The 24,445-nt window shown below is 39.2% G+C and carries 20 protein-coding genes and 2 tRNA genes; 8 read left to right on the plus strand and 14 right to left on the minus strand.

Going from position 1 to position 24,445, the window contains the following annotated elements; all coding sequences use genetic code 11:
• From LO761_RS09065 to efp, 11 genes are all read right to left on the minus strand, one after another.
• Positions 1–246, minus strand: a complete 246-nt coding sequence (locus tag LO761_RS09065) for an acyl carrier protein (protein ID WP_272817967.1) — start codon at positions 244–246, stop codon at positions 1–3.
• Between the two features lie 4 nt (positions 247–250).
• Positions 251–1,717 (minus strand): AMP-binding protein, encoded by a 1,467-nt coding sequence (locus tag LO761_RS09070; RefSeq protein ID WP_272817968.1) that lies wholly within the window; start codon positions 1,715–1,717, stop codon positions 251–253.
• Between the two features lie 289 nt (positions 1,718–2,006).
• Positions 2,007–2,774, minus strand: a complete 768-nt coding sequence (locus tag LO761_RS09075) for a UDP-2,3-diacylglucosamine diphosphatase (RefSeq protein WP_272817969.1) — start codon at positions 2,772–2,774, stop codon at positions 2,007–2,009.
• Between the two features lie 7 nt (positions 2,775–2,781).
• Positions 2,782–3,102: an iron-sulfur cluster assembly protein gene (locus LO761_RS09080; protein WP_272817970.1), complete on the minus strand. Its 321-nt coding sequence runs from the start codon at positions 3,100–3,102 to the stop codon at positions 2,782–2,784.
• A 30-nt stretch (positions 3,103–3,132) separates the two neighbouring features.
• Positions 3,133–3,822 carry a RadC family protein gene (gene radC, locus LO761_RS09085; protein ID WP_272817971.1) on the minus strand — a complete coding sequence of 230 codons (690 nt, stop codon included), beginning with the start codon at positions 3,820–3,822 and terminating at the stop codon, positions 3,133–3,135.
• 62 nt (positions 3,823–3,884) lie between these two features.
• A complete protein-coding gene (locus LO761_RS09090; RefSeq protein WP_272817972.1) occupies positions 3,885–4,934 on the minus strand; it encodes a glycosyltransferase in 1,050 nt (349 codons plus the stop codon).
• 537 nt (positions 4,935–5,471) lie between these two features.
• Complete coding sequence (locus LO761_RS09095) at positions 5,472–6,515, minus strand: DUF4249 domain-containing protein (protein WP_272817973.1); 1,044 nt, start codon at positions 6,513–6,515, stop codon at positions 5,472–5,474.
• A 4-nt stretch (positions 6,516–6,519) separates the two neighbouring features.
• Positions 6,520–9,120 (minus strand): TonB-dependent receptor, encoded by a 2,601-nt coding sequence (locus LO761_RS09100; RefSeq protein WP_272817974.1) that lies wholly within the window; start codon positions 9,118–9,120, stop codon positions 6,520–6,522.
• A 99-nt stretch (positions 9,121–9,219) separates the two neighbouring features.
• Positions 9,220–10,062, minus strand: a complete 843-nt coding sequence (locus LO761_RS09105; protein ID WP_272817975.1) for a hypothetical protein — start codon at positions 10,060–10,062, stop codon at positions 9,220–9,222.
• 8 nt (positions 10,063–10,070) lie between these two features.
• Complete coding sequence (locus LO761_RS09110) at positions 10,071–10,829, minus strand: hypothetical protein (protein ID WP_272817976.1); 759 nt, start codon at positions 10,827–10,829, stop codon at positions 10,071–10,073.
• A gap of 378 nt (positions 10,830–11,207) precedes the next feature.
• Positions 11,208–11,771: an elongation factor P gene (gene efp, locus LO761_RS09115; RefSeq protein WP_272817977.1), complete on the minus strand. Its 564-nt coding sequence runs from the start codon at positions 11,769–11,771 to the stop codon at positions 11,208–11,210.
• Positions 11,772–11,993: 222 nt separating this feature from the next.
• On the opposite strand from efp, the gene rpmH reads away from it, so the two are divergent.
• The 4 genes from rpmH to LO761_RS09135 all read left to right on the plus strand — a co-directional run bounded on the left by rpmH (position 11,994) and on the right by LO761_RS09135 (position 16,136).
• On the plus strand, positions 11,994–12,149 hold the full coding sequence (gene rpmH / locus LO761_RS09120; RefSeq protein WP_272817978.1) for a 50S ribosomal protein L34: 156 nt from the start codon (positions 11,994–11,996) through the stop codon (positions 12,147–12,149).
• A 173-nt stretch (positions 12,150–12,322) separates the two neighbouring features.
• Positions 12,323–14,086 carry a DUF4980 domain-containing protein gene (locus LO761_RS09125; protein ID WP_272817979.1) on the plus strand — a complete coding sequence of 588 codons (1,764 nt, stop codon included), beginning with the start codon at positions 12,323–12,325 and terminating at the stop codon, positions 14,084–14,086.
• A gap of 1 nt (position 14,087) precedes the next feature.
• Positions 14,088–15,245, plus strand: a complete 1,158-nt coding sequence (locus tag LO761_RS09130; RefSeq protein WP_272817980.1) for an MFS transporter — start codon at positions 14,088–14,090, stop codon at positions 15,243–15,245.
• 3 nt (positions 15,246–15,248) lie between these two features.
• Positions 15,249–16,136: a carbohydrate kinase family protein gene (locus LO761_RS09135; RefSeq protein WP_272817981.1), complete on the plus strand. Its 888-nt coding sequence runs from the start codon at positions 15,249–15,251 to the stop codon at positions 16,134–16,136.
• Between the two features lie 536 nt (positions 16,137–16,672).
• Here LO761_RS09135 and LO761_RS09140 read toward each other — a convergent pair.
• The gene (locus LO761_RS09140) at positions 16,673–18,130 is read right to left on the minus strand and encodes an aminoacyl-histidine dipeptidase (RefSeq protein ID WP_272817982.1); all 1,458 of its coding nucleotides are present in this window, start codon (positions 18,128–18,130) and stop codon (positions 16,673–16,675) included.
• Positions 18,127–19,134 carry a lysylphosphatidylglycerol synthase transmembrane domain-containing protein gene (locus LO761_RS09145; RefSeq protein ID WP_272817983.1) on the minus strand — a complete coding sequence of 336 codons (1,008 nt, stop codon included), beginning with the start codon at positions 19,132–19,134 and terminating at the stop codon, positions 18,127–18,129. Before LO761_RS09145 ends, LO761_RS09140 begins: the two co-directional genes overlap by 4 nt.
• Positions 19,135–19,222: 88 nt before the next feature.
• Here LO761_RS09145 and rsmA point away from each other — a divergent pair, with 88 nt between their 5' ends.
• From rsmA to LO761_RS09165, 4 genes are all read left to right on the plus strand, one after another.
• On the plus strand, positions 19,223–20,008 hold the full coding sequence (rsmA, locus tag LO761_RS09150) for a 16S rRNA (adenine(1518)-N(6)/adenine(1519)-N(6))-dimethyltransferase RsmA (RefSeq protein ID WP_272817984.1): 786 nt from the start codon (positions 19,223–19,225) through the stop codon (positions 20,006–20,008).
• Entirely contained in the window at positions 20,005–21,345 is a 1,341-nt protein-coding gene (gene mgtE / locus LO761_RS09155; protein WP_272817985.1) for a magnesium transporter, read from the plus strand. The genes rsmA and mgtE overlap by 4 nt, the downstream gene beginning before the upstream one ends.
• A 134-nt stretch (positions 21,346–21,479) precedes the next feature.
• Positions 21,480–23,453, plus strand: coding sequence for a DUF349 domain-containing protein (locus tag LO761_RS09160; RefSeq protein WP_272817986.1), 1,974 nt, complete (start codon positions 21,480–21,482; stop codon positions 23,451–23,453).
• 247 nt (positions 23,454–23,700) lie between these two features.
• Positions 23,701–23,771, plus strand: a tRNA-Gln gene (locus tag LO761_RS09165).
• A 256-nt stretch (positions 23,772–24,027) separates the two neighbouring features.
• Here the strand turns inward: LO761_RS09165 and LO761_RS09170 are convergent.
• A tRNA-Pro gene (locus LO761_RS09170) sits at positions 24,028–24,102 on the minus strand.
• Positions 24,103–24,445 lie beyond the last annotated feature (343 nt).

A 24,445-nucleotide genomic window follows, 5' to 3' on the forward strand; every position in this document is an offset into this window, starting at 1 on the left:
TTATTGTTGAAGCTTATTCTTTATTTCGTTACACATGTCGTCGAGAGAATGCATCTTAATAATATCACGCAACTTAAAACGAATATTAAATTCTTTCTCTATCTCACTAATAATTTGCATATTAGTTAAAGATGTCCAACCATCAATATCCTTCGCGGACATATTGTAATTAAGCTCTAAATCATTTACATTTAATACATTAGAAATCACTTTTGACAAAGTCTTTAGAATATCCTCTTTTTCCATATCACTAAAAAAGTTCTTTTATCTTATTTCTATCAATCTTATTATTCGAATTCTGTGGGAATGTTTGCAAATGAATCGTTTTATATGGCAACATGTAATTGGGTAAATAGTGTTTCATAAAATCCATCAGTTCTTTATCCCGACTATTATCCTCACATTCAACAGCCAATCCTATCATGGTTGCTCCCTGATGGGTAATAGGAACCGCGACAGCAGCTACTTTGTTCTTGAAAAACTTACGTGCAATACAGTCTATTTCACTAAGTTCTATACGGTAACCTTGAATCTTCACCTGAGAGTCTTTTCTACCATAATAATAGATATCACCTTCGGCATCGACCGAACAGACATCTCCTGTGAGGTACCACCTTACGCCATCATAATTTATGAAAGCATTTATATTCGCAGAACTATTCCAATACCCTTTAAACAGTTGGTCGCCTGCCACACACAGCTCTCCTTTCGTGTTTTTCGGCAACAATTTATAATTGTCATCAACAATCATAGCCTTTACTCTACTCAAAGGACGACCAATACCAATAATGCCATTTACATTCTTAATATCCGACTGTGGAAACTTATAGGCTGTACAGAAAATGGTGCATTCTGTCGGTCCGTAAAAATTCCACATCTCGGAACGCGAAACCTTTTGCCAACATTTTACATCTTCCACATTAGAAGCTTCTGCACTAAAAAAAGAATAACGTATGTGAGAAACATCAATTTCATCTAAATAAGGCAATACATAATGAAGCACTGATGGAGCCATCAAAACTACAGACAACTGATAATCGTTTATTAATCGAACTGCTTCCAGCCATTTTATCATATCCGGTCTAACGGTATAAAGACAAGCACCATTCAACAAAGCCATCAACAGACAGCAAACCGAAAGATCAAAGGTTAAATCAAACATCTGAAGGCAACGATCTCCCTCTTTGATTTGAATACCCAACTCTTTAAAATCGTGAACAAAAGCATCAATATTGCCAAAACTAATAGGCACTCCTTTCGGACGACCGGTTGTCCCTGAAGTAAAAAGAATATAAGCAGGTTCTTCTACATTAGGATAAACAACAGGCACGAAGCACTCATTATCCGGCAAATTACCAATCTGAATCACTTTTTCATCATTATACCTGGAATCTGAACTTGAGTCCAACACGACTCTTATGCCAACTTGGGAAATAATATCTTGACATCTGGCTAAAGGCTGCATAGGATGAAGAGGTACATAACATTTTCCTTCCATCCATGTAGCTATGACAGAAGCATACGTATCGAGGTCATTATTAACTACAAGCCCGATGTAATGATCACTCACTTTAGCTAATTCTGCTCTGATGCTGTTTATTCTTTTAAACAAGTCGGCATAAGTAAAAAACTTATCATTAATACAAAAGGCCTGTTGTGCTGCATTTCTCTTCAGAGAATCGGCCAAATATGTTACGAAATCTATATTCAAAATCATGCCAATCCGTAATCTATATTAAATCTTTCCTATTTTCAATATTAAAATCAAAGCTTTTGTTATTTATATTCTTATTATCTTCATACAATTTTTAAGCTTTTCATTATAAATGAACATAATCGAAAAAGACTGCATAAAGAAAAGTTAATTAGCGTTAATGTCCGCCAATCGAATCGCTTTGAAACTTTTATATAGAAAACATCATTCTCCATATAATAAACAATATTTATTGTCACCGTATGGCGACAAAATCTTAATTACAAATATATTATTTTAAATAATCAGCAGATTATGAGAACTTCGTCTCTCCTTCTATATACTGTTCGAGGAATATATTCTCTCCATCAAACACAGCATAGGAATAGTTCGTAATCCAATCGCCAATAATCATCATTCGAGATGTTTCGGACAACATCAGATCAAGCATAATATGCCGATGTCCATATATAAAATAATTGATATTCGGATGACTGCTCAAATACTCTTTTGAAAAGAGCACTAATGGTTCCTTATCCTCTCCCAGATAGGGTGGTTCTCCTCCGTCGTCCCGCTTTTCTCTGCTATGCTTTGCCCATTCCAATCCAAAATTCACACTCCATCGGGGGTGAATGGTCGCGAATATACGGGTAAGTGTCTTATTATGAAACATCCAACGAAGAAGTTTAAACTGTTTATCGTTATCACCAAGACCATCGCCATGAGAAAGGAAAAACTCTTTTCCGTAAATCTCACAAGTTAAAGAAGTACGATGTAGAATAACTCCACACTCTTTCTCTAAATAATCACCACACCATATATCATGATTACCCGTAAAGAAATGTACCTCAACTCCGGAATCGGTCAATTCTGAAATCTTTCCCAAAAAACGGGAATAGCCTTTCGGAACTACATATTTATATTCAAACCAAAAGTCAAACATATCACCTAAAAGATACACAGCGGCAGCATTCTGTTTAATGCTATCGAGGAAATTCACCAAACGGCGTTCTTGATTACGACCATGAGCAATGGCTCTTGAGCCAAGATGTGCATCTGAAAGGAAATATACATTCTTCATATAATCATTACATTAAACCGAGTTCTACTTTGGCTTCCTCACTCATCATATCCTGATGCCACTCCGGTTCAAAGACCAAGTTAAGATTTACTTGCTCCAGCCCTTCAATAGAGGCAACCTTTTGATGAACATCCTGAAGGATAAAATCAGCTGCAGGACAGTTCGGAGCAGTCATAGTCATATCAATATCAACCGACGAATCATCCTTAACATCTATTTTATAAATCAGTCCGAGGTCGTAGACATTCACAGGAATTTCCGGATCATAAACCGTCTTCAACATCTTTACTACCTTTTCTTCCAAATTCAAACGCGTTTTCTCGTCCATATCTTTTTTTATTTTGCAAAGATAATAAATTTAAATTCTTCCTTCATCCGCATAGCTATAAAATTTGCCATCCGTCAGAATAATATGGTCTAACAAGCGAATACACATGACTTGCGCAGCTTTTGAAAGACGATTGGTAAGGTTATCATCTTCCCTGCTGGGACGAATGCTTCCCGAAGGATGATTATGGCAAAGAGCAATGGAAACGGCACGCTTCAGCAAGGCCTCCCGCAGCACACAACGAATATCAACTGCCGTAGCGGCTATTCCTCCAATGCTCATTTTCACGCTATCAATAACTTTAGATGCCTGATTCATCAGAAGCACCCAACATTCTTCGACAGGAAGATCACACATAACAGGATAAAAATAATCATAAATGTCTATTGAGCTCTGAATGACCGTCCTTTCCCTGACCTCTTCTTCTTTCCTTCGTTTCCCGAGTTCCGATGCTGCAAGTATAGAGATTGCTTTCGCTGTCCCGATTCCCTTATATCGACAAAGGTCATCAACCGAGCATTTCCCCAACTCATGTAAATTGTTATGAAAATCGCCCAATACTTTTCGCATAAGTTCCACAGCCGATTCTTCACCGTTTCCGGACCCTATCAATATGGCTAACAGCTCAGCATTCGACAACGAATGAATGCCATGGCTTAGCATCTTTTCACGCGGGCGATCTTCTTCTGCCCATTCCCGAATAGTCAGTTTATCCTTCATAGTTGAAAAAAGATATAATTAAGGTACAGGCTCCCCGCCTCCCACCATCGCCGTACCTTCTGTTATTTATAAAAGTTCTTTGTAAAGGCAGTAAACTCTTCCTTTCCTAAGACGCAACGCTTCCACCATGCCCGTATAAATCCGGTGCCATAACCAATTAATTGGATAAACGCAGCAACAACGGATAAAACTCCAATCTTTAGGTTCTTATTCTTAATCATTGAGTCAATAAAGATAATCAAGGCAAAAAGAATGACAGGCAGCAACGATAACTCCATACAAGCAAAGCCAAATGCTCCCTCCATGTGTGTAGTTCCAAAGAAAAAGTTGATAAATCCAAGCAAAAAGAGAAGCAAAAGAAAAACGACACCTACGGTAAATGCCATAGGTAACAGATGTACGATCTTCAGTGACTCAGGATATTTTTTATACAAATTGACGCGGGCTATCCCTGAATTATGAACTTGCTTAAAGAATTTCTTCAAATCCGTACGACGCTTATGCCAAACCCAAGCTTCGGGAAACAAGCGACAACGGTAACCTCCTTTAAATATACGAATACTAAAATCAATATCTTCTCCGAAACGCATTTTTGAGAATCCGCCGAGTGCCTTATAAACATCCGCTTTCACACCCATATTAAAACTTCGGGGATAAAATTTATCCAACTTTTTCTTTCCTCCACGAATTCCACCGGTGGTAAAGAACGAAGTCATAGCATAGTTAATAGCTTTCTGAATATCCGAAAAAGAAGCATGTGCCCTGTCCGGTCCGCCAAATGCGTCAGCCGGTTCACGACTCAATTCTTCATCAACAGCCGCCAAATAACCGGAAGGGATAATGCAATCGGAATCTAAAATGAGCAGATATTCGCCCTCTGCTTTATCCGCGCCAAAATTACGTGTCTGTCCGGGACCGGAATTCTCCTTATTATAATAATGTATAGGAATGATGGAAGCATACTTTTCAACAACCGACTTGCATGGCACACTCGACCCGTCTTCAACAACAATCACCTCAAAATCATGAACCGTCTGTTGCATCAGACTATTCAACAGTTCATCTACTTCTTCCGGACGGTTATAAACCGGAATGATAAAAGAATATTTCATAAGCCTTTCAATGTTTGTCCTATCGGAATGATTCTCTTCACAAAGAAACAAAAAAAAGTGAAAAGAACCGCTTGTTTACCTGAAAATTGCGCCTTTATCTGTCTCTTTATGGCATGTATGCAAGGGGACGTCATCGCGCAAAGGCTTGATGTATTGTTTCACATACTTTTATAACGCAACTTATTTCACGGTAATATCTCACGACTGACGATATTTTTTATCTTGTCAACAGAAAGGAGGCAATAAACCTTATCCTTCGCTAAAGGAGGTATTACACCATGTTGAAACGATGTTTTCATCTTGTCGTCAGACAGTTTTAATGGGTCATAAAGAGATTTGGGAAAGCGATACGTATGACTCGTCAAACTCATACGCATGAACCGAGCAACTCATACGCATCAGTTGAGTAACTCATACGCATGAACCGGACAACTCATACGCATGAACTGAACAACTCATACGCGTCACTTTTCGCGTTCCTGCGCACAAAGCAACAACGGCATACGGCCGTTGTTCTAAAAAGACGCTGTGCCTATCTTAAAACGGAACTATCTGACGAGACCCCGACAAACCGCCAATAATCCCCCAACCGTTCTCCACATTAGAATAGATCTGAATCGGTTCGGAATAATCACTATGCTGAAATATTCGATACTGCTGAATGGATTTCAAATAATAATAGAAGTCGCGTGATAAAGACTGCAATTCCACATATACCCGAGGATTATTAACATACATTCTTTCACGTATCCTGACTGAAAACGTCAAAGATTGTCCGTCAAAAAGATGATCGTCAAAAACATTAGAGAAATAAGCCGGCCATCCTCCATAGGCTTCGGGCAAGCCATGATCCACAAAAACAAGATCGTCGGAGAAAAATATATCCGACCTGAAAAGTCCGTCACTGCGGCTGATATCGATTCCCGTAGAATCGGCATGAGCAAGCGCTTCTTTGGAGTTGAGTCTCTGGTTTCCAATAGAGCGAACCATTAACCTATAATAATTCGGACCGGATGGGTCGGTGATAGAACAAGTAATATGCATGACCGTATCCGTAGTACACGAATCATACGTATCTGTGCTCTCATCCAACACGCCATTGAAAGAATTGTCCAAAAGGACTTTATGGTCTATGATTTCTATGGACTGTTTCATCGGGACCGTTACAGAGGCTCGAGAATCACCATACAAATCCGAATGTACGTTAATTTCTACCCTGTCGCCTTCTTTAGGTATATAATCCGATTTATAATATAAATTTTCCTCATCGTACATAAAACCATAATGACGTTCACCGTTCACCGTAGCTTCCACTTTCGCGTCATCAATCACCGCCCATTTATAATCCAACGTATCCTCAGACGTTTCCATCTGCCAGAATGTGTAATGTTCCCATAATGGTACCTTAGAAAGAGGAAAAGCACGTGATACGGTCACTGTCAACGTAGTGTCCGCGACGACGGCACTATTCAACACCAATTCATTGCCTATTTGTTCTTGAGTCTCAAAAGGCAGGGTCTTCTCACATGAACAGAACAAGGTTCCCATCAGAAGTAAAAATATTATTATCGTCGATTTCATATCTTTAAAATTTTAATGTATAGCTAACAGAAGGCATCAACGGAAAAAGACAAATACCCTTTAATACCATTCGATTATTATCATACCCGACATATACATTCGATATGTTTTGATGATTATAAACATTATAAATGCTAAGATTGCAAATACTCTCTCCCCAACCGTGATTAATATGGTAGTTTAAGCTGACATCTAATCGATGCACATCCGGCAATTTGTACCCGTTTCGTTCTTTGTATGAAGCCACTCTGACATACTTTCTCAAATAGGCATACGATTCATCGTACGGCGAATATCGTCTGTTTAACCCATGCATGCCTAAAGGCAAATATGCGCCTAAGGCACCTCCCTCATAGTGATACGCCCAACTATTATATTCATCAAGCAGTCCTCCGTAGAAAGATATATTGCTCAGTGTTCCCCTTCTTCCGGACTGATAAGTCCATGACAAAGAGAAATCCCAATGTTTTCCCATTTGATGAGAAACAACGATATTAAAATTGTGCGGACGGTCTGTAGAGGCTTTGAACTCTCTGCCACCACTTATCTCCATCCCCGGATTATCAAACGTTCTTAAACTTCTAATCCACGCATAGCTTATCCATCCGGTGGTATTCCCTTTGCTTTTTTGCAATAGTAATTCTATGCCGTATGATCTTCCTTTCCCTTGAGCAACCAATTCCGACCAATTGGCATTTCCCCTTAAATAAGATGCTCCTTCGCGATATTCCAATAAATTAGACATCTTTTTATAATAGCCTTCCACCGAGAGTTGAATATGGTCCGTCAGGTTATGGTAATATCCCAAAGAGAACAGATCGGATAAGGACACATCCAAATCTTTTGTCATGGGAACCCAAAGGTCGGACGGCACAGAAAGATTTCCACTGCTCAATTGATGCAATTCTTGTGACATGCGGGAATAGCCCAACTTCATCGCCATCTTATCATTAAGCAACCAACGCAAGGATATACGCGGCTCAACGCATAGTTCACTCTTTTCTGAAATGGAATACAATGTAGCACGAACACCGAAATTAACTTTCAAAAAGTGGGTCAACTCGGCATCATCCTGTCCGTATATCGAAGCAGAGAACATATCCTCTCTTCCTCCTGTCTGCTGATTCTTATCCGACTGTTCCTCGATGTATTTCTTTTCCTCATCTATTTTATCCCAATTAGGATTCAGGGTCTTCTTATACAGAGAGCGGGAAGATTCAATAATCGGATAGAATCTTCGGATAGCTGCCTGTATACCCATATCCACTTTATGCTTGCGATGAGGAGTCCATGTTAAATCGGAAGTCAGTGCCAAGTCGTGTATTCCACTTTTAAATTTTATGTTCGTATGGTCTTTATAAGACGAGAAGAGTTCCCATTCATCGTCGCTATTAAAAAAAGAAGATTGAGCTGTTTCATTGGTCTGATAGGTTAACCGGTAATTATACTCACTATAATTCAAAGCCGTTTTTAGGTTGGCCATAGTATTAAAGGTATGGTTCCATGTCAAACTGCCAATTATATTTCCCCAATTGTTATCAGAGGAATTCGAGCGGCTATTATCGGTGTTGATTAGTTTTTTCCCCTGATCAATCTGAGCATTATATTGACTGGAAGAAGGAGAATTGTTATTCACGTCTCTCCCTAAATAAAATACTGCCGACAGTTTATCGGCATCACCGAATCGATGGACTAATTTAGCATTGATATCCCAATAATTCATGTGGGCATACGCTTTCAGGGCATCTTTATCATCATAAACAGACTTAAGAGCAGGCTGAACAATCCAATTGAAATAAGATGCACGTGCCGCAATGTTAAAAGAAGTATGATTCTTCCATAACGGTCCTTCCATCCGCAACTTTGAGGATAAAACACCTATTCCTATTTCACCATGGTAATGGTGTAAATCCCCTTCTTTAACACGCATATCAACAACACCCGATAATCTTTCGCCATATTGAGCGGGAAAGGCTCCTTTGTATAGCACTACCCCATCAATGATATCGGGATTAACCGCGGAAACATATCCTCTCAAGTGTTCGGCATTATATAAGGTAGCGCCATCTATATTTATCAGGTTCTGATCGTAATCGCCTCCGCGAACCATAAAGCCCGCATTACCTTCACTCCCGGCTTGAACCCCCGGAAGTTTTTGCAGTGTCTTTAAAACATCGGCTTCACCAAATAATGTGGGAGTCAGCTTTACCTGATGGATGGGTAAATTAATGGCACCCATTTGGGAATTCGTTATACCAAAATCTTTCGAATGACCGAGCACTTCAACTTCTGATATCTGATTATGCTGGCTAAGGTAAAAGTTGACCTCAACATTCTGATTCGTATTAATCTGTTGTGCTTGGGTTTCATATCCCACATAACTTACTTTTAATAAGACCACGCGACCTTGGGGCATTTTAAACTTGAAATGCCCGTCTTTATCGGTAATGGAACCGTATTGTTCCGATTCAGAATAAACATTGGCACCAATAAGAGGAGAATGAGAACTCTTTTCTAATACGAATCCGGAAATGACCACATTTTGCGCTTTTATTTGGAAAGAAGTGAAAATTAAAATTAATAAAAGCAAGTTATATCGTTTCATTTCATCCATTACTTTTCTGATAACATAACTGTTATTAAATTATTAACATCTGCCAATTCTTTTTTGTTTTATATATTAATGCTTCCATAGTTTTAATTTTTAGTGATTTTTCAAATATTGTTTAACATAAGGTTTTATCATCCCTGCAATCCCTCTATTATATGCCAATCCGCATTCAGTATTAAAATCTTGCTTTTCCATCTGGTTCTTTAAAAACAAAGATAAGTCTTTGTTTTTTTCTATTTCACGCAAGAAAGGACGGTACTGAACATATTGCAGTATCCTGCCCATAAATAAGAAAGTATTGACAGCTCCGACAATAAAAGAAGAAGATGAGAGGGGTACAAAATCAGCACATTCCAATCCTTTATCCAACAATGACGCTATTTCATCGGAACTGAACTTAGCGTAGATATTCTTATCTGCCAACAGCTGCTCCACAACAGGCATCAGTAACGTACCAACACCACTGGTAAAATTACATTTCTGGTAAATTTCCAGCATGCATGTTCCCGCGTCTTTTCGTTTAATCAATTCCGAATACGCTTTGTTCACATCGAGCAGAGCTTGATATGGCTCTAAATAGGTTGTTTCGGTATAATAGACCCGTGTAACCTCCCCCGGAAAATCAAAAAAAGACTGGATTAATCCTTCTGTAGACATGGACTTCAATACCTTATCCGGAATGGCATTCGACCGATCATAGCCCTGCCAATCTTCTTTAGTTATATTCCGCCAATATCTCTCCTTGGGAATAGTCTTATACAAGTACGTATCCTTCGGACGAGGTATCCAGGTCTCCTCGGAACTGCTGATAAATGTCTGATAATCTATCTCGGGGATCTTATAGAAACTGTCATCAATCGGCTCCTCCTCTGATTTCCCACACGAACCCATAAGCAGGGATAACAGCATGCCCCATAATATTAGATACTTTTTCATGACCAACCTTATTTACGAAGAATAGAATAGATTTTCTCTGTATCATCCCTTTCATAAGGGAAGTGCCCCGTATCGACAGCTTTTGTCAGGTAATCCCGTTCCTTTTGATTGAAGCCGTTGCCTGTTTTTAAATGAATAGCCGCAATAAGCAACAACGTTCCTCTTGCATTGCCCAGCCCATAAATATCCGGATTATCTCTTTTTGTTTTGTACTTATCCCATGCAGCATCTTCCAGAACCTTCAAATCCTCTGCGTCCATCAGGTTCATCATGGAAGGATCGGATAATAACAACTCTACATACTGTATCACAATTGGCGAAGAAAAGTTATCAAACTCTCCAGTATTCTGAAGTCGTTTCACATCAAAAAATAAATCTTTATAGAATTTTATCAATGTCTTTACCCCGTACTGCCTTTTCATTAACTCACCAAATCCGTTAAACTTCTTAATAAGAGAAGCAATAAAATCTCTTGCATTATCAGTGGTTCCAAAATATAAAGCCTCCGGATAATTAACACAGGCAAAGACAAGTTGTTCGTCTGTCAGTTTTGGCAATGCTTGTTCTTTGATTTGAGAAGCCCGTGTCTTCTCTTCCCAAGACATCGCTTTCCATTCGGCGGATCCGCGTTTCACAGATTTTACATATATATCGGTTCCTGCTGTCCCGTCCGTTCTGGTGTCAGGCATTCCGTTAAAATCATCATTCTTGTTATTACAAGAGAAAAGAATGACGCCGGCAAATAGTAAAAATATAATTTTTTTCATCTCTATTGATTATTAAAGTTAATATAAACATCATGATAACATTATCGTTATAAACGAAGATGGCCGTATATATTATTTCAACGGCAGACAAGATAATGCTCGAATAGTAATTTCCCTCCTTCTCTGTTTTTACGATTAACAATACATGTCAGGGACGTTTATCTTATATGACCTCCTTTCCTCACAGTGCCCTAACATTTTTTTCATTTACGTATGTGGCGTAAATATATATTATATTTTGCGCATATTCAAGTTAATTGTGTTAATAATATAGTTAATACCGACATTGTCTGATACAAAAAAATGTCCCCCAAAAGTCAGATAAAAACTTTTGGGAGACATTTCACTATACGTTCTGTCCTTATTAAGGCTATTCCATTACTTTATACGACCGACATAAGATCCGTCGCGAGTATCAACTTCAATTGTCTCACCTTCATTAATAAACAGAGGAACTCGTACTTCTACGCCGCATTCTATCTTTGCCGGCTTCTGCGCATTGGTTGCCGTGTCTCCTTTCAATCCCGGCTCGGTATAAACCACTTTCTGCTGAACCTTAATCGGTAGGTCGGCAAATAAAACCGTCTCTGTCGAAGCATCTGAAACGACATCAACAACATAACCCTCTAATAGGAAGTTAACACCATTAATAATCTTTCCGGAGATAGGAATCTGATCATAAGTTTCCTGATTCATGAAGATATAATCCTCTCCATCTTTATAAAGGAACTGATAAGGACGGCGTTCAACACGAACATCATCCAACTTCTCACCGATGTTAAAACGGCGATCCAGAACATAGCCATCAACCACGTCTTTCAGCTTTGTACGCATAAAAGTGTTACCTTTTCCGGGCTTTACGTGAAGGAAATCTATGCAGAAATACAACTTTCCATCCAAACGAATAGCCGTCCCGATTTTAATGTCTTGAGCGTTTATCATACTTTCTCTTATTATTATTTATAATTATTTTGATACCAAATCATTTTGTCATCACCCAAAGTGTGGGCACTCATTGAAATTGCGACTGCAAAATTAAAGAAAATGGAGAAAAAAAGCAAAAAAGATTTAGCTAAAAAACAAACAAAGTTTTGTTTATTTCAAAAAAGTCAGTAATTTTGCAGCCCGTAACATCGGAAATAAAACAATAAAATATATAAAACAATGAAAAGAACATTTCAGCCATCCAACAGAAAGAGAAACAACAAGCATGGTTTCCGTCAAAGAATGCTGACTGCTAACGGTCGACGTGTATTAGCCAGCCGTCGTGCTAAAGGTCGTAAGAAACTGACTGTTTCTGATGAGACCCACGGGAAATAATTATCCGTGTTTAAAAACATAAAAATAGGAGGAGAGCAAAAACAGTTCTCCTCCTATTTTTTATTATTATCGGAACAAAAAAGCAAAAAGAAAAGAATTTTATTCAAGGTTTTCCATATCTTTGTAAAAATAAAATTCAGACCAATATGAAAGGCATACGGCTAATAATAATCATGTTTTTTACATCTCTATGTTTAAATGCACAAGAATTGGATATTCGTCATCTTTCGAATACGCATTCAATCGTCAAAATCTCCACAGACAAACAATTTCTTTTATTGCCGGTGCAAGAATCCGTTTCCAACGCAAACGTTCGGGTATTGATTAACACACACTTCGAACAAAGTTTCAATATACGATTGGCTGAGGACAAAATCGATTACTATGTTCCTTTCGATTTGTCAACCTATAAACAACAGGCAGTCTTACTGGACATCATTCAAGATAGCGGACGCGAGAGTAAGCGGGACTTAGCGGACAATATCTGTTGGAACAGCATGAAATGCAGCGATACTTTTGATACCACTAATCGTGAGAAATTCCGTCCGGCTTATCATTTCAGTCCGCTATATGGTTGGATGAACGACCCTAACGGCCTCGTCTACAAAGATGGAGAATATCATTTATTCTATCAATACAATCCTTACGGAAGTCTTTGGGGAAATATGACTTGGGGACATGCCGTAACCAAAGACTTTGTCCATTGGACTCATTTGAAGCCGGCCATCTTCCGCAATGAGTTAGGCGATGTCTTCAGTGGCAGCGCTATTGTCGATAAGAATAATGTATCGGGATTTGGAGTCGGAACAATCATTGCCATGTACACTTCTGCCGGAACAAATCAAACTCAAAGCATTGCATACAGTACAGACAACGGACGGACATTTAAAATTTACGAGAAGAACCCTGTCATTACCGCTGATATCGTTGATTTCCGAGACCCAAAGATGTTCTTTGATCAACAGACCAATGAATGGAAAGTAATTATTGCTTCCGGTCAGGAAGTCCGATTCTATGCTTCTAAAAATTTAAAGGACTGGACGTACGAAAGCAGTTTCGGTAAAGAATATGGAAATCACGAAGGCGTGTGGGAATGTCCGGACTTATTGAGAATAAAAGTTGCCGGAAGTAATGAGGAAAAAGATGTACTGATACTCAACATCAATCCCGGAGGTCCTTTCGGTGGTTCTGCCACCCAATACTTTATAGGTCATTTCGATGGACACCGGTTCATTTGTGAGTCTAAGCCGGAAACTACCCAATGGATGGACTATGGAAAAGACCACTATGCAACAGTTACATGGAGTAATGCTCCAGATAATCGGAAGATAGCTTTAGCTTGGATGAGCAATTGGCAATATGCCAATGCCGTTCCAACTCAACAGTTCCGCAGTGCCAACTCGGTACCTCGGGAATTATCCATCATCAAAGAAAACGGAGCATATTACCTTTGCAGCTATCCTGTTAAAGAGATGGAGATGATTCGTGAAAAAGCCTTGGTTAATAAACTATTCACAACAAATAACCGTGTGAAAGAACAAACAATCCGGAATTTAGGAGACGCGTATGAAATCATCCTTTCTTCCGAGACTCCCATTAAAGGGCAATTGACTATCACCCTTTCGAACAATGCAAAAGAAAAGGTGGAAATGATGTACGATGCTGATCGTCAATCATTCGCCATGGACAGAAAAGAAAGTGGAGAGACCGGTTTCAGTAAAGATTTCCCTGTATCAACAACAGCACCGTTACATTCAACAGAACATTTTGAATTACGCATACTCGTCGACCGTTGCAGCATAGAAGCATTCGTCAACCGCGGTGCTGTCTCCATGTCTAACTTGGTGTTCCCGAGTTCTCCTTATCAAACTATCGGAATATCGGGTAATGAAAAGAATCAGATTCACCTCACAGTATATCCATTAAACATCAAATAAAATGAAAGATAACAAGATGCTCAAGTTAATCCCCGTAATGCTCTGCTTCTTTGCGATGGGCTTCGTGGATTTAGTAGGAACGGCCACCAATTTTGTCAAACAAGATTTAGGACTCAGTGATTCAACTGCGAATATTTTTCCTTCGTTAGTCTTTTTCTGGTTTCTCATCTTCTCCGTTCCAACAGGAATGTTGATGAATAAAATAGGAAGGAAGAAAACCGTTTTGCTCAGTCTGGTCATTACTTTGCTCTCTCTTTTATTACCTATTTTCGGAGAGAATTATTACTTAATGCTTATTTGTTTTTCTTTATTAGGTATTGGAAATGCCATTATGCAAACATCGCTCAACCCACTTATATCTAACATTATATCAGGTGATAAGTTGGCCAGCACATTAACCTTCGGACAATTTGTAAAAGCAATTGCCTCTTTTATGGCTCCGCTTATTGCTATGTGGGGTGCGCAAGCGGTTATTCCGTCTATGGGATTAGGATGGCGTGTTCTTTTCCCTATCTATATGATCATCGGCATTTTAGCTACCTTCCTTCTATCTCTTACCACTATTAAAGAGGAAGAAGTGGTAGGAAAAGCATCTACCTTTTCAGAATGTTTTAAACTCTTGGGAATTCCCATTGTACTGCTCTCTTTCATAGGCATCATGTGTCATGTCGGAATTGATGTAGGCATAAACACCACAGCGCCAAGACTGTTAGCGGAAAGAACCGGTATTCCACTGACCGATGCCGCTTTCGCTACCACCATATATTTTGTATTCCGTACTTTCGGATGTTTGGCAGGCTCTTATGTTTTGACACATTTTAATCATCGCAAATTCTTTCTTATCAGCGTGTCGTTTATAGCAATAGCCATGTTGCTGATGATTGGAGCTAAGCATCAATTTATTCTTTATACGGCATTCGCCATGGTGGGACTGGGTAACTCAAACGTATTTTCCGTTATCTTCTCCCAAGCATTACTTTCTGTTCCCAATAAGAAGAATGAAGTATCCGGTTTGATGATTATGGGTCTCTTCGGCGGAACTGTTTTCCCTTTGTTCATGGGATTCGCCAGCGATGCTTTCGGTCAGGCGGGAGCTGTTCTTATTATGGCCGTTGGAGCTGTTTATCTCTTATACTACGTTAATAAAATAGATAAATAAAATATGAAAGATCACTTGGTTATCGGATTAGGGGAAGCACTATGGGATGTGCTTCCGGAAGGAAAGAAATTAGGCGGAGCTCCGGCCAATTTTGCTTATCATGCCATGCAATTCGGTTTAGATGCCATGGCTGTCAGTGCTATTGGCAAAGATGCGTTAGGTGATGAAACGATAGAGGCTTTAAACAATAAAAAGCTCCATTACTACATCGAAAGAATAGACTATCCTACCGGCACTGTACAGGTTAACTTGAACGAAGAAGGCATTCCTCAATATGAGATACGCGAAGGAGTTGCTTGGGATAATATCCCCGAAACAGAGCTATTGGAAGAGATTGCCAAACATACGCAGGCTGTCTGCTTTGGATCACTCGCCCAGCGAAGCATTGTTTCCAGAACCTCTATCAATAAGTTTTTAGATTGGATGCCCGACGGTGAAGAACAGTTGAAGATTTTTGATATCAATCTTCGCCAACAGTTCTATAATAAAGAAATTATAGATACTTCATTAAAGAAATGCAATATACTGAAGATTAACGATGAAGAAGCCATTATCGTCAGTCACCTGTTCAGCTTTGGTGATACCGACTTAGAAAATATATGTCGTACTTTACTGAATACTTATCATCTTCGAATGGTGATACTTACCTGTGGAGTGAACGGAAGTTATGTATTCTCTTCTCACTTTACCTCATTCCAACCGACCCCAAAAGTTCAAGTTGCCGATACGGTCGGTGCCGGAGACTCTTTCACAGGAGCATTCACCGCAGCCCTCTTAAAAGGTTTGCCGGTGACTAAAGCGCACGAATTAGCGGTCAAGGTTTCAGCGTATGTATGTACTCAGCCCGGAGCTATGCCCGACATGCCAAAAGAATGGACAAGTCTCGATTGATAAGCACACAACATGATATATGAATAAAGTAATACGTATGAGTGAGACTTTATAAGAAGTTTTTATCCGGTAATGTATATGAGTCCTCCAACTCATAGAATGAATTACTTAACTTATACGGATAATTCACTTGTTTCACAAAAGTGAGTCGCTTGTTTCACAGAAGTGATTCACTTGTTTCACAGAAGTGAGACACTTGTTTCACAGAAGTGAAACGAATAATTCTTCTAATAAATACGGCGACTTATATGGTTCTCTTTTCATGTCCATACATATCTTTTTCCATGTTCATACGTATCGGAGTAGTAGCTGCATGCCGTTGGTTTCTCCAAAGATTTGTGTGTCTGTTTAAGAAGAAACAATAACATGCGGTTCGTATTATTTTAGATTTACCAAACTCATATTAAAATAAACAGCTATTACAATACATTCAAAAAATAAAGACTGTACTTTTTTCGATCAATAAATAATCAGAGGGAGGGGAAAATGATGAATCTTCCCCTCCCTCTGATTATTTATTAGCGTATTGGCTATTATTACTTCAACGGAGTGTTTTCCAATGTAGCCACCAAGAAATCATAGAAACGATCCACGGTCGCAATCAAGCAACGCTCGTTGGGCGTATGCGGTGATTCCAATGTAGGGCCAAAGGAAATCATGTCCAATCCCGGAACAACGGCACCAATAATACCGCACTCCAGTCCTGCATGGACCACCTTCACCTTGGCCTCCTCACCGAATTGTGTCTTATAAGCCTTTGTCATAGCCCCTAATATCGGACTCTTCATATCCGGTTCCCAACCGCTGTACGCTCCCGACATTTCTACTTTCATTCCTGCCATACGGAACGTAGCTGCTATACTCTGAGCCATATAATTCTTCATACTGTCACGAGAGCTGCGAGTAAGAAACTTAACCGATGCTTTTCCATCCTTTATGTCTACGATAGCCATATTGGAAGACGTCTCTACGGTATCAGGAATGGTCGGAATATAGCGAAGAACACCGTTTGGACACGCCAAAATAGCATCAATAAGATTATCGGATATTTCTTGTGGAACACCCACAGCAGGAGTCTCAACAGCCTCTACCGTCAACGTAATCTCTGTTTCCGTTTCTTTAAACTCTTCATTAAACGTCTTGGCACAATTTTCTGCAATTTTCTTTACATTATCAACCTGTGCCTTATCCAAAGTTATGACAGACTCCGCCTCACGAGGAATGGAATTACGCATGTTTCCGCCTTCCCAGCTAACCAAGCACACCTCACTCTCTGCTGCTGCCTGATTCAAGAAGCGAGCCATTAACTTATTGGCATTAGCTCTGCCTTGATTTATTTCCATTCCGGAATGGCCGCCTCTACCACCTTTCAGAGAGACTTTCAAAGCCGCTTTCTCTTTCTCTACCGGAACCTCTTTATATTCCAAAGAAGCATTAATATCCACACCTCCGGCACAGCCGATGTATAACTCACCTTCCGTTTCCGAATCCAGATTCAACAGGATATCTCCCTCAACAGTGCCCGGTTTCAAAGCAAATGCGCCATACATACCGGTCTCCTCATCTGCCGTAATCAGTGCTTCCAGCGGACCATGCTTTAAGTTCTTATCCTCCATAACAGCCATAATCGCTGCTACTCCCATACCATCGTCAGCCCCTAATGTCGTTCCATTGGCATGTACCCATTCTCCATCAACAACCGGCTCAATAGGATCTTTCTCGAAATCGTGTACTTTATCTTTATTCTTCTGAGGAACCATATCCATGTGAGCCTGAAGAATAACTGTCTTACGATCTTCCATACCGGGATAAGCCGGTTTTTTATAAATGACATTTCCGGCCTCATCTTTAAAAGATTCAACACCAATCTTCTTACCATAGTCCACCAGAAAATTCTGTATTTTCTCCAAATGACCTGAAGGACGAGGTACTTGCGTTAATTCATGAAAATGCTTCCACACGTTCTGTGGAGCAAGGTTAAGGATTGAACTCATAATGCTTTTGTTTTATTATTGTTATTACTAAATGGTAATACTACCATTGCATATATTCCCAACAAAATTAATAAAAAGGTTTGTATTCCATGCGTAATCAATGCAAAAATTCCGGCATCTGCACGGTCGACTCCGAATAAAGTAAGCATAGTTATGATAGCAAAATGCCATGGTCCCGCCCCATTAGGAGTAGGAACGACAACGGCAATGGATCCGACAACAAACATAAGTAAAGCGGCTATAACATTCAAATTTTCTGTAAACGGGAAGCAAAACATAGCCACATAGAACTGTAAAAAATAGCAAAGCCAAATACCTATGGTATATACTATGAATAAAGGAAAATGTCGAACACGTCTTAAGGAAAGAATCCCTTCCCAAACATTCTTAATCGCATGCTTCAGTTTACCAAAAAAAGAAAGCCGACGCAGCATAAAATAGACTAAAATACAGACTCCTATCGTACATAGAACAATAATCCAAAAATTAAACGAAGTCAGTAATTCTTCCCATGAAGAAAGATTGGTTCCTGTCTTATCAAAAAAAGAAGAGAATGTTTTCGCGCTCAAAAGTATAGCCAACCCTGTCAACACCAACACACAAACCATATCTATTAAACGTTCTGTAACTACGGTGCCTAACGATTTGGAAAACGAAGTTCCATCATACTTACTAAGTACTCCGCACCGTGACACCTCTCCTACGCGAGGTATGATCAAATTAGCCGCATACGAGAAAAAAATAGCATAAATGCAATTACCGGTCTTTGGATATTCTTGGAGAGGAGCGAGTGTCAGTTTCCAACGGATGCCACGAATAACATGACTCATTATGCCAAATATTAATGACAAAAGCATCCAACTCCACGTCATCTCCGATTGCATTACCTCCCAAGCTGAAGAGAAATCAAAATCTCTGTACATCCACCAAAGAATGATACCGCCTAAACAAAGAGGAATCAGTATTTGTAATCCATATTTTAAAGAATTAGATGCCAAATTCATTATATTTATTTATCTTTGCACGGAAAGACCGATACAAAGATAATATCTTAAAAGGAATATTGATTATTAAATAGAAAAAATTAACTGAATGGCATTTGTTCGACCAAAGAAATCGTTAGGACAGCATTTCCTGACCGATTTGGATATTGCAAGACAAATAGCGAATACCGTTGATGCTTGCTCAGACATTCCTATCCTTGAGGTGGGACCCGGTATGGGAGTGCTTACCCAGTACCTAATGGAAAAGGGAAGAGAATTAAAAGTCGTTGAGCTGGACAAGGAATCCATCAACTATCTAAAAGAACATTATCCTACGTTGAACAATCAAATCATTGAACGCGACTTTCTAAAATTGGATTTAAAAGAACTGTTCGAGAATCAGCCATTCGTTTTGACAGGCAATTATCCTTATAATATATCCAGTCAGATATTCTTTAAAATGTTGGAATATAAAGACATCATTCCATGCTGTACCGGTATGATACAGAAAGAAGTAGCCGAACGTATGGCTGCCGGTCCGGGTAGTAAAACTTATGGTATACTTAGTATTCTTATACAGGCTTGGTATAAAGTAGATTATCTCTTTACCGTCCATGAATTTGTATTCAATCCGCCACCAAAAGTAAAAAGTGCTGTCATTCGCCTGACAAGAAATTCCACTATGGAATTGGGATGCGACGAACAATTTTTTAAAAGAATTGTAAAAGTCACTTTTAATCAACGGCGAAAACAAATGCGAAATAGCATCCAGACTATTTTGCCAAAGGACAATCCGCTGAGCAAAGACCCCATATTTAATAAACGCCCGGAGCAACTCTCCGTACAAGAGTTTGTAGAGCTGACCAATAGAATTCAAGCAGTATTAGACGTATGAAAGAGGAAGATGTAGAAAAAATAAAAGAACTCATTGCAAAAAAGGATACCGAACAGCTCAAATCCATTCTGAGTGACATGCATGCTGCCGACATTGCCGACTTGTGCAATGAGTTGGAAGCTGAAGATGCACGTTATATCTATCTGTTGCTCGATAATGAAACTGCAGCCGACGTTCTCATTGAAATGGATGAGGACGCACGGAACGATTTCCTAAAGATCTTGCCTTCGGATGTCATTGCCAAACGCTTTGTGGATAACATGGATTCCGATGATGCTGTTGAGATTATCCGTAACATGGATGATGAGAAACAGCAAGAGGTTTTAATGCAAATTGACGATGTTGACCAAGCCGGAGATATTGTCGATTTGTTGAAATACGACGAGGATACAGCCGGTGGTTTGATGGGAACCGAAATGGTGGTCGTTAACGAGAACTGGAGTATGCCGGAGTGTCTTCGCGAAATGCGACAGCAAGCTGAAGATATGGATGAGATATATTATGTATATGTGGTAGATGATGACGAACGACTCCAAGGGGTATTCCCTTTGAAAAAAATGATTACCAGCCCTTCCGTATCAAAAGTGAAGCATGTCATGAAAAAAGATCCTATCTCTGTCAACGAAGACACGCCTATTGATGAGGTCGTTCAGCTAATTGAAAAATACGACTTGGTAGCCATTCCGGTAGTTGACAGCATCGGACGCTTAGTAGGACGCATCACCGTTGACGATGTCATGGACGAGGTTCGCGAAAGAGGTAACCGCGACTACCAATTGGCTTCAGGTTTGTCTCAAGACATGGAAACAGACGATAATGTCTTTAAACAAACGAGAGCGCGCTTGCCATGGCTGCTCATCGGTATGCTCGGTGGAATTGGAAATTCAATGATACTCGGTAATTTCGATGACACATTTGCCTCCCATCCGGAAATGGCATTATATATTCCGTTAATCGGTGGTACGGGTGGTAATGTCGGTACACAATCTTCAGCTATCGTAGTACAAGGTTTAGCAAATAATTCCTTAGATGTAGATAACACATTCAAGCAAATAGCAAAGGAATCGGTCGTTGCATTGGTTAATGCCACCATTATATCCTTATTAGTATATATCTACAACTTTATTCGATACGGAGCACAAGCAACTGTTTCTTATTCTGTTTCCATCAGCTTATTTGCTGTCGTCATGTTTGCCAGCATATTCGGAACAGTTGTACCCATGACATTGGAAAAGCTAAAAGTTGACCCGGCCATCGCTACCGGCCCTTTTATCCAAATTACCAACGATATCATAGGAATGCTTCTGTATATGGGAATCACTGTTGCCCTGTCATAATCTACCTGATTATTATGTATTTTTCAAGAAACAAAAAAAATATCTCGTTTTACTATGAAATATTATTTTATTTCTTTTAATTTGTATCTTGAACCTTTAAAAAGGTTCTGATAAGAATAAACAAATCTATATACATGGAAGTAAACGAAACAAATCGCCCCTTAACTGATGTTCCGGTAGACAAGGCTCCTGAAACGCCAGTAGAACAACCTACAACTGAAGCTCAACCTGTTGAGGAGAAAGTTGAAGAAGAAGTTGTTACACAACCTGCTGCAGAAGCAGTTACTAAACCTGAAGAAATAATTGCGTTTTCTGATACTGAGCAGCAAGAAGAAGCTGAAACAAAAGAAAATGCGATGAAAGAAAAAGAAGAAACAACAGTTCCCAAACCCGAGCCTAAAAAAACAAAACAAGAGATTCTCGACCGTTTGAAAGAAATCGATGCCAACAACGGAAAAACAGAGAAACAAGAGCTCGATTTGTTGAAACAGACTTTCTATAAATTACATAAAGCAGAGATTGAGGTTGCAAAGAAAGCTTTCGAAGAAAATGGAGGTAAACCGGAAGATTTTGTTGCGCCTGTTGACGACACAGAAAATCAGTTTAAAACACTGATGTCTTCTATCAAAGAGAAACGTAGTGTCATCGCCGCTGAAGAGATAAAAGAACAGAAAGAAAATTTACAGAAGAAACTTCAAATCATTGATAAAATCAAAGCTCTTTCTGAAGGTCAGGATGATGCTAATAAATCATATAACGAATTCAAAAGGCTGCAGCAAGAATGGAACAACATCAAATCCATTCCTTCCAATAAAGTGAACGAGTTGTGGCGTAGCTATCAGCTCTACTCTGAGAAATTCTATGATCTGATTAAGCTGAGTAATGAATTTCGTGAATACGACTTCAAAAAGAACTTAGAAATTAAGACTCATCTCTGCGAGGCCGCGGAAAAACTGACCACAGAACCGGATGCAGTTTCTGCATTCCATCAGCTGCAAAAGTTACATCAGGAATTCCGTGAGACCGGCCCTATCGCAAAAGATTTACGTGAGCAGATATGGACACGCTTTAAAGCGGCTTCTACCATTGTAAACAGACGTCATCAGGAACACTTCGAAAAATTAAAGGAGGAAGAACAAACTAACCTGGATGCAAAAATCGTTATTTGCGAAATTGCAGAAAGTATTGAATTTGACAAGCTAAAGTCTTTTCGTGACTGGGATAATAAAACACAGGAGATTCTGGCGTTACAGGCAAAATGGAAAACTATCGGCTATGCCCCACGTAAATTGAACGTAAAGATTTTCGAGCGTTTCCGTGCAGCCTGTGATAACTTCTTCAAAAAGAAAGGAGAATTCTTCAAACAGATGAAAGATGATATGAACAGTAATCTGGAGAAGAAACGTACTTTGGTTGAGAAAGCTGAAGCTTTAAAAGATAGTACCGATTGGAAAAAGACAGCAGAAGAACTTTCTGCTCTGCAAAAAGAATGGAAAGCTATCGGGCCGGTCGCAAAAAAACACTCCGATGCTATCTGGAAACGTTTTATCGCCGCTTGTGATTATTTCTTTGAAGAAAGAAATAAAAATAATTCCTCACAGCATACAGAAGAACAGGATAATCTGAAGACTAAAAAGAATATCATTCAACAGTTGACCAGTCTGAATAACGAAGAGAATTCAGAAGAAGGAATAGAAGATAAGATTCGTGACCTAATGAAGCAATGGAACGAAATCGGACACGTTCCTTTTCGAGAGAAGGATAAAATATATAAACAATATCATGCCATCATTGATAGCTTATCGGATAAGTTTAACATCTCTGCCAAGCGTTTTAGCGGCAATGCTCGTTCTGCGATGAAAAATATAAAAAACATTGAAGGAAAAGAACGTGATAAGTTGACTCGTATATATGAAACAATGAAGAATGAAATTCAGACTTATGAAAACAACTTGGGTTTCTTTACTGCTTCATCAAAGAAAGGTAATGGACTTATGGACGAGATGAAAAAGAAAGTCGAGAAGCTAAAAGAAGAAGCGGAAGAAGTTAGAAAGAAGATTGCTGACTTGGACGCGGAAGAAAAAGAAAGTCAAGAGGAGAAAGATTAACTTAAGAAACATCTGCTTTTCTTAATTTAATATATGCATAGTAAGTGTATTACTACAATATATAACTATAACTCGAAAAGAAAAAAGAATCGAAATAAGAATTCCCATTATAATCAAGGAAATAAAGGTGGAATAAAAACGCTCCACCTTTATTTTATTAAAAAAATCAACATTTTATTTGCCAAATAATTTAAAAGCAGTATATTTGCACCGTCTTTAACGAAGGGTATTCGTTTAGATTCTATATTGGAGTATGGTGTAATGGTAACACTACAGATTCTGGTCCTGTCATTCCAGGTTCGAGTCCTGGTACTCCAACAATACAATAAGCTTCACTTAACAAAGTGAGGCTTTCTTTTTAACAAATCTTCTGAAAAAACAGATAAGAGATAAATCCGGCTCCTCCACTTTATTGTACCATTTAGCCATGCTCAGCCTCGCTGCATCCTTGAAGGTATTCTTTGCGAAGATCATAGCTCAGTACAATATGATTTTTTAGAGATCTCAAATAATAAAAAAAGGTCAAGTTACTTATATCTTTTTATTTTGATAATCAGTTACTTAACCTTTACTGTCGGGGTGACTGGATTCGAACCAGCGACCTCGCGCCCCCCAGACGTGTACTCTAACCGGGCTGAGCTACACCCCGAACTGCCGACAAAGGTAATTCTTATTTTCGGATTGCAAAAGGAATCTGCCATTTTTCTATTTATCGAATGCCGGTATTCATCTCTTTGGCAATTGATATCCGTCGTCTGGTAAAGTGATACGTATGAACTTGGAAAATGATGCGGATGAGTTACTCAACTGATGCGGATGAGTTGATCAATTCATGCGGATGAGTTGGGCGGTTTATACGTATCACTGACTTTACCTGATTTTACTAGACACTTTTTTGCTACATTAGCTGAACCGGTAGACACTTTTTTCCTTGCCATACTGATTCCCTATACACCATCGAGCAACCCGTGCTGTTTTGATAGACAGTGCAA

Source organism: Phocaeicola oris (assembly GCF_021295095.1).
GTDB lineage: Bacteria > Bacteroidota > Bacteroidia > Bacteroidales > Bacteroidaceae > Phocaeicola > Phocaeicola oris.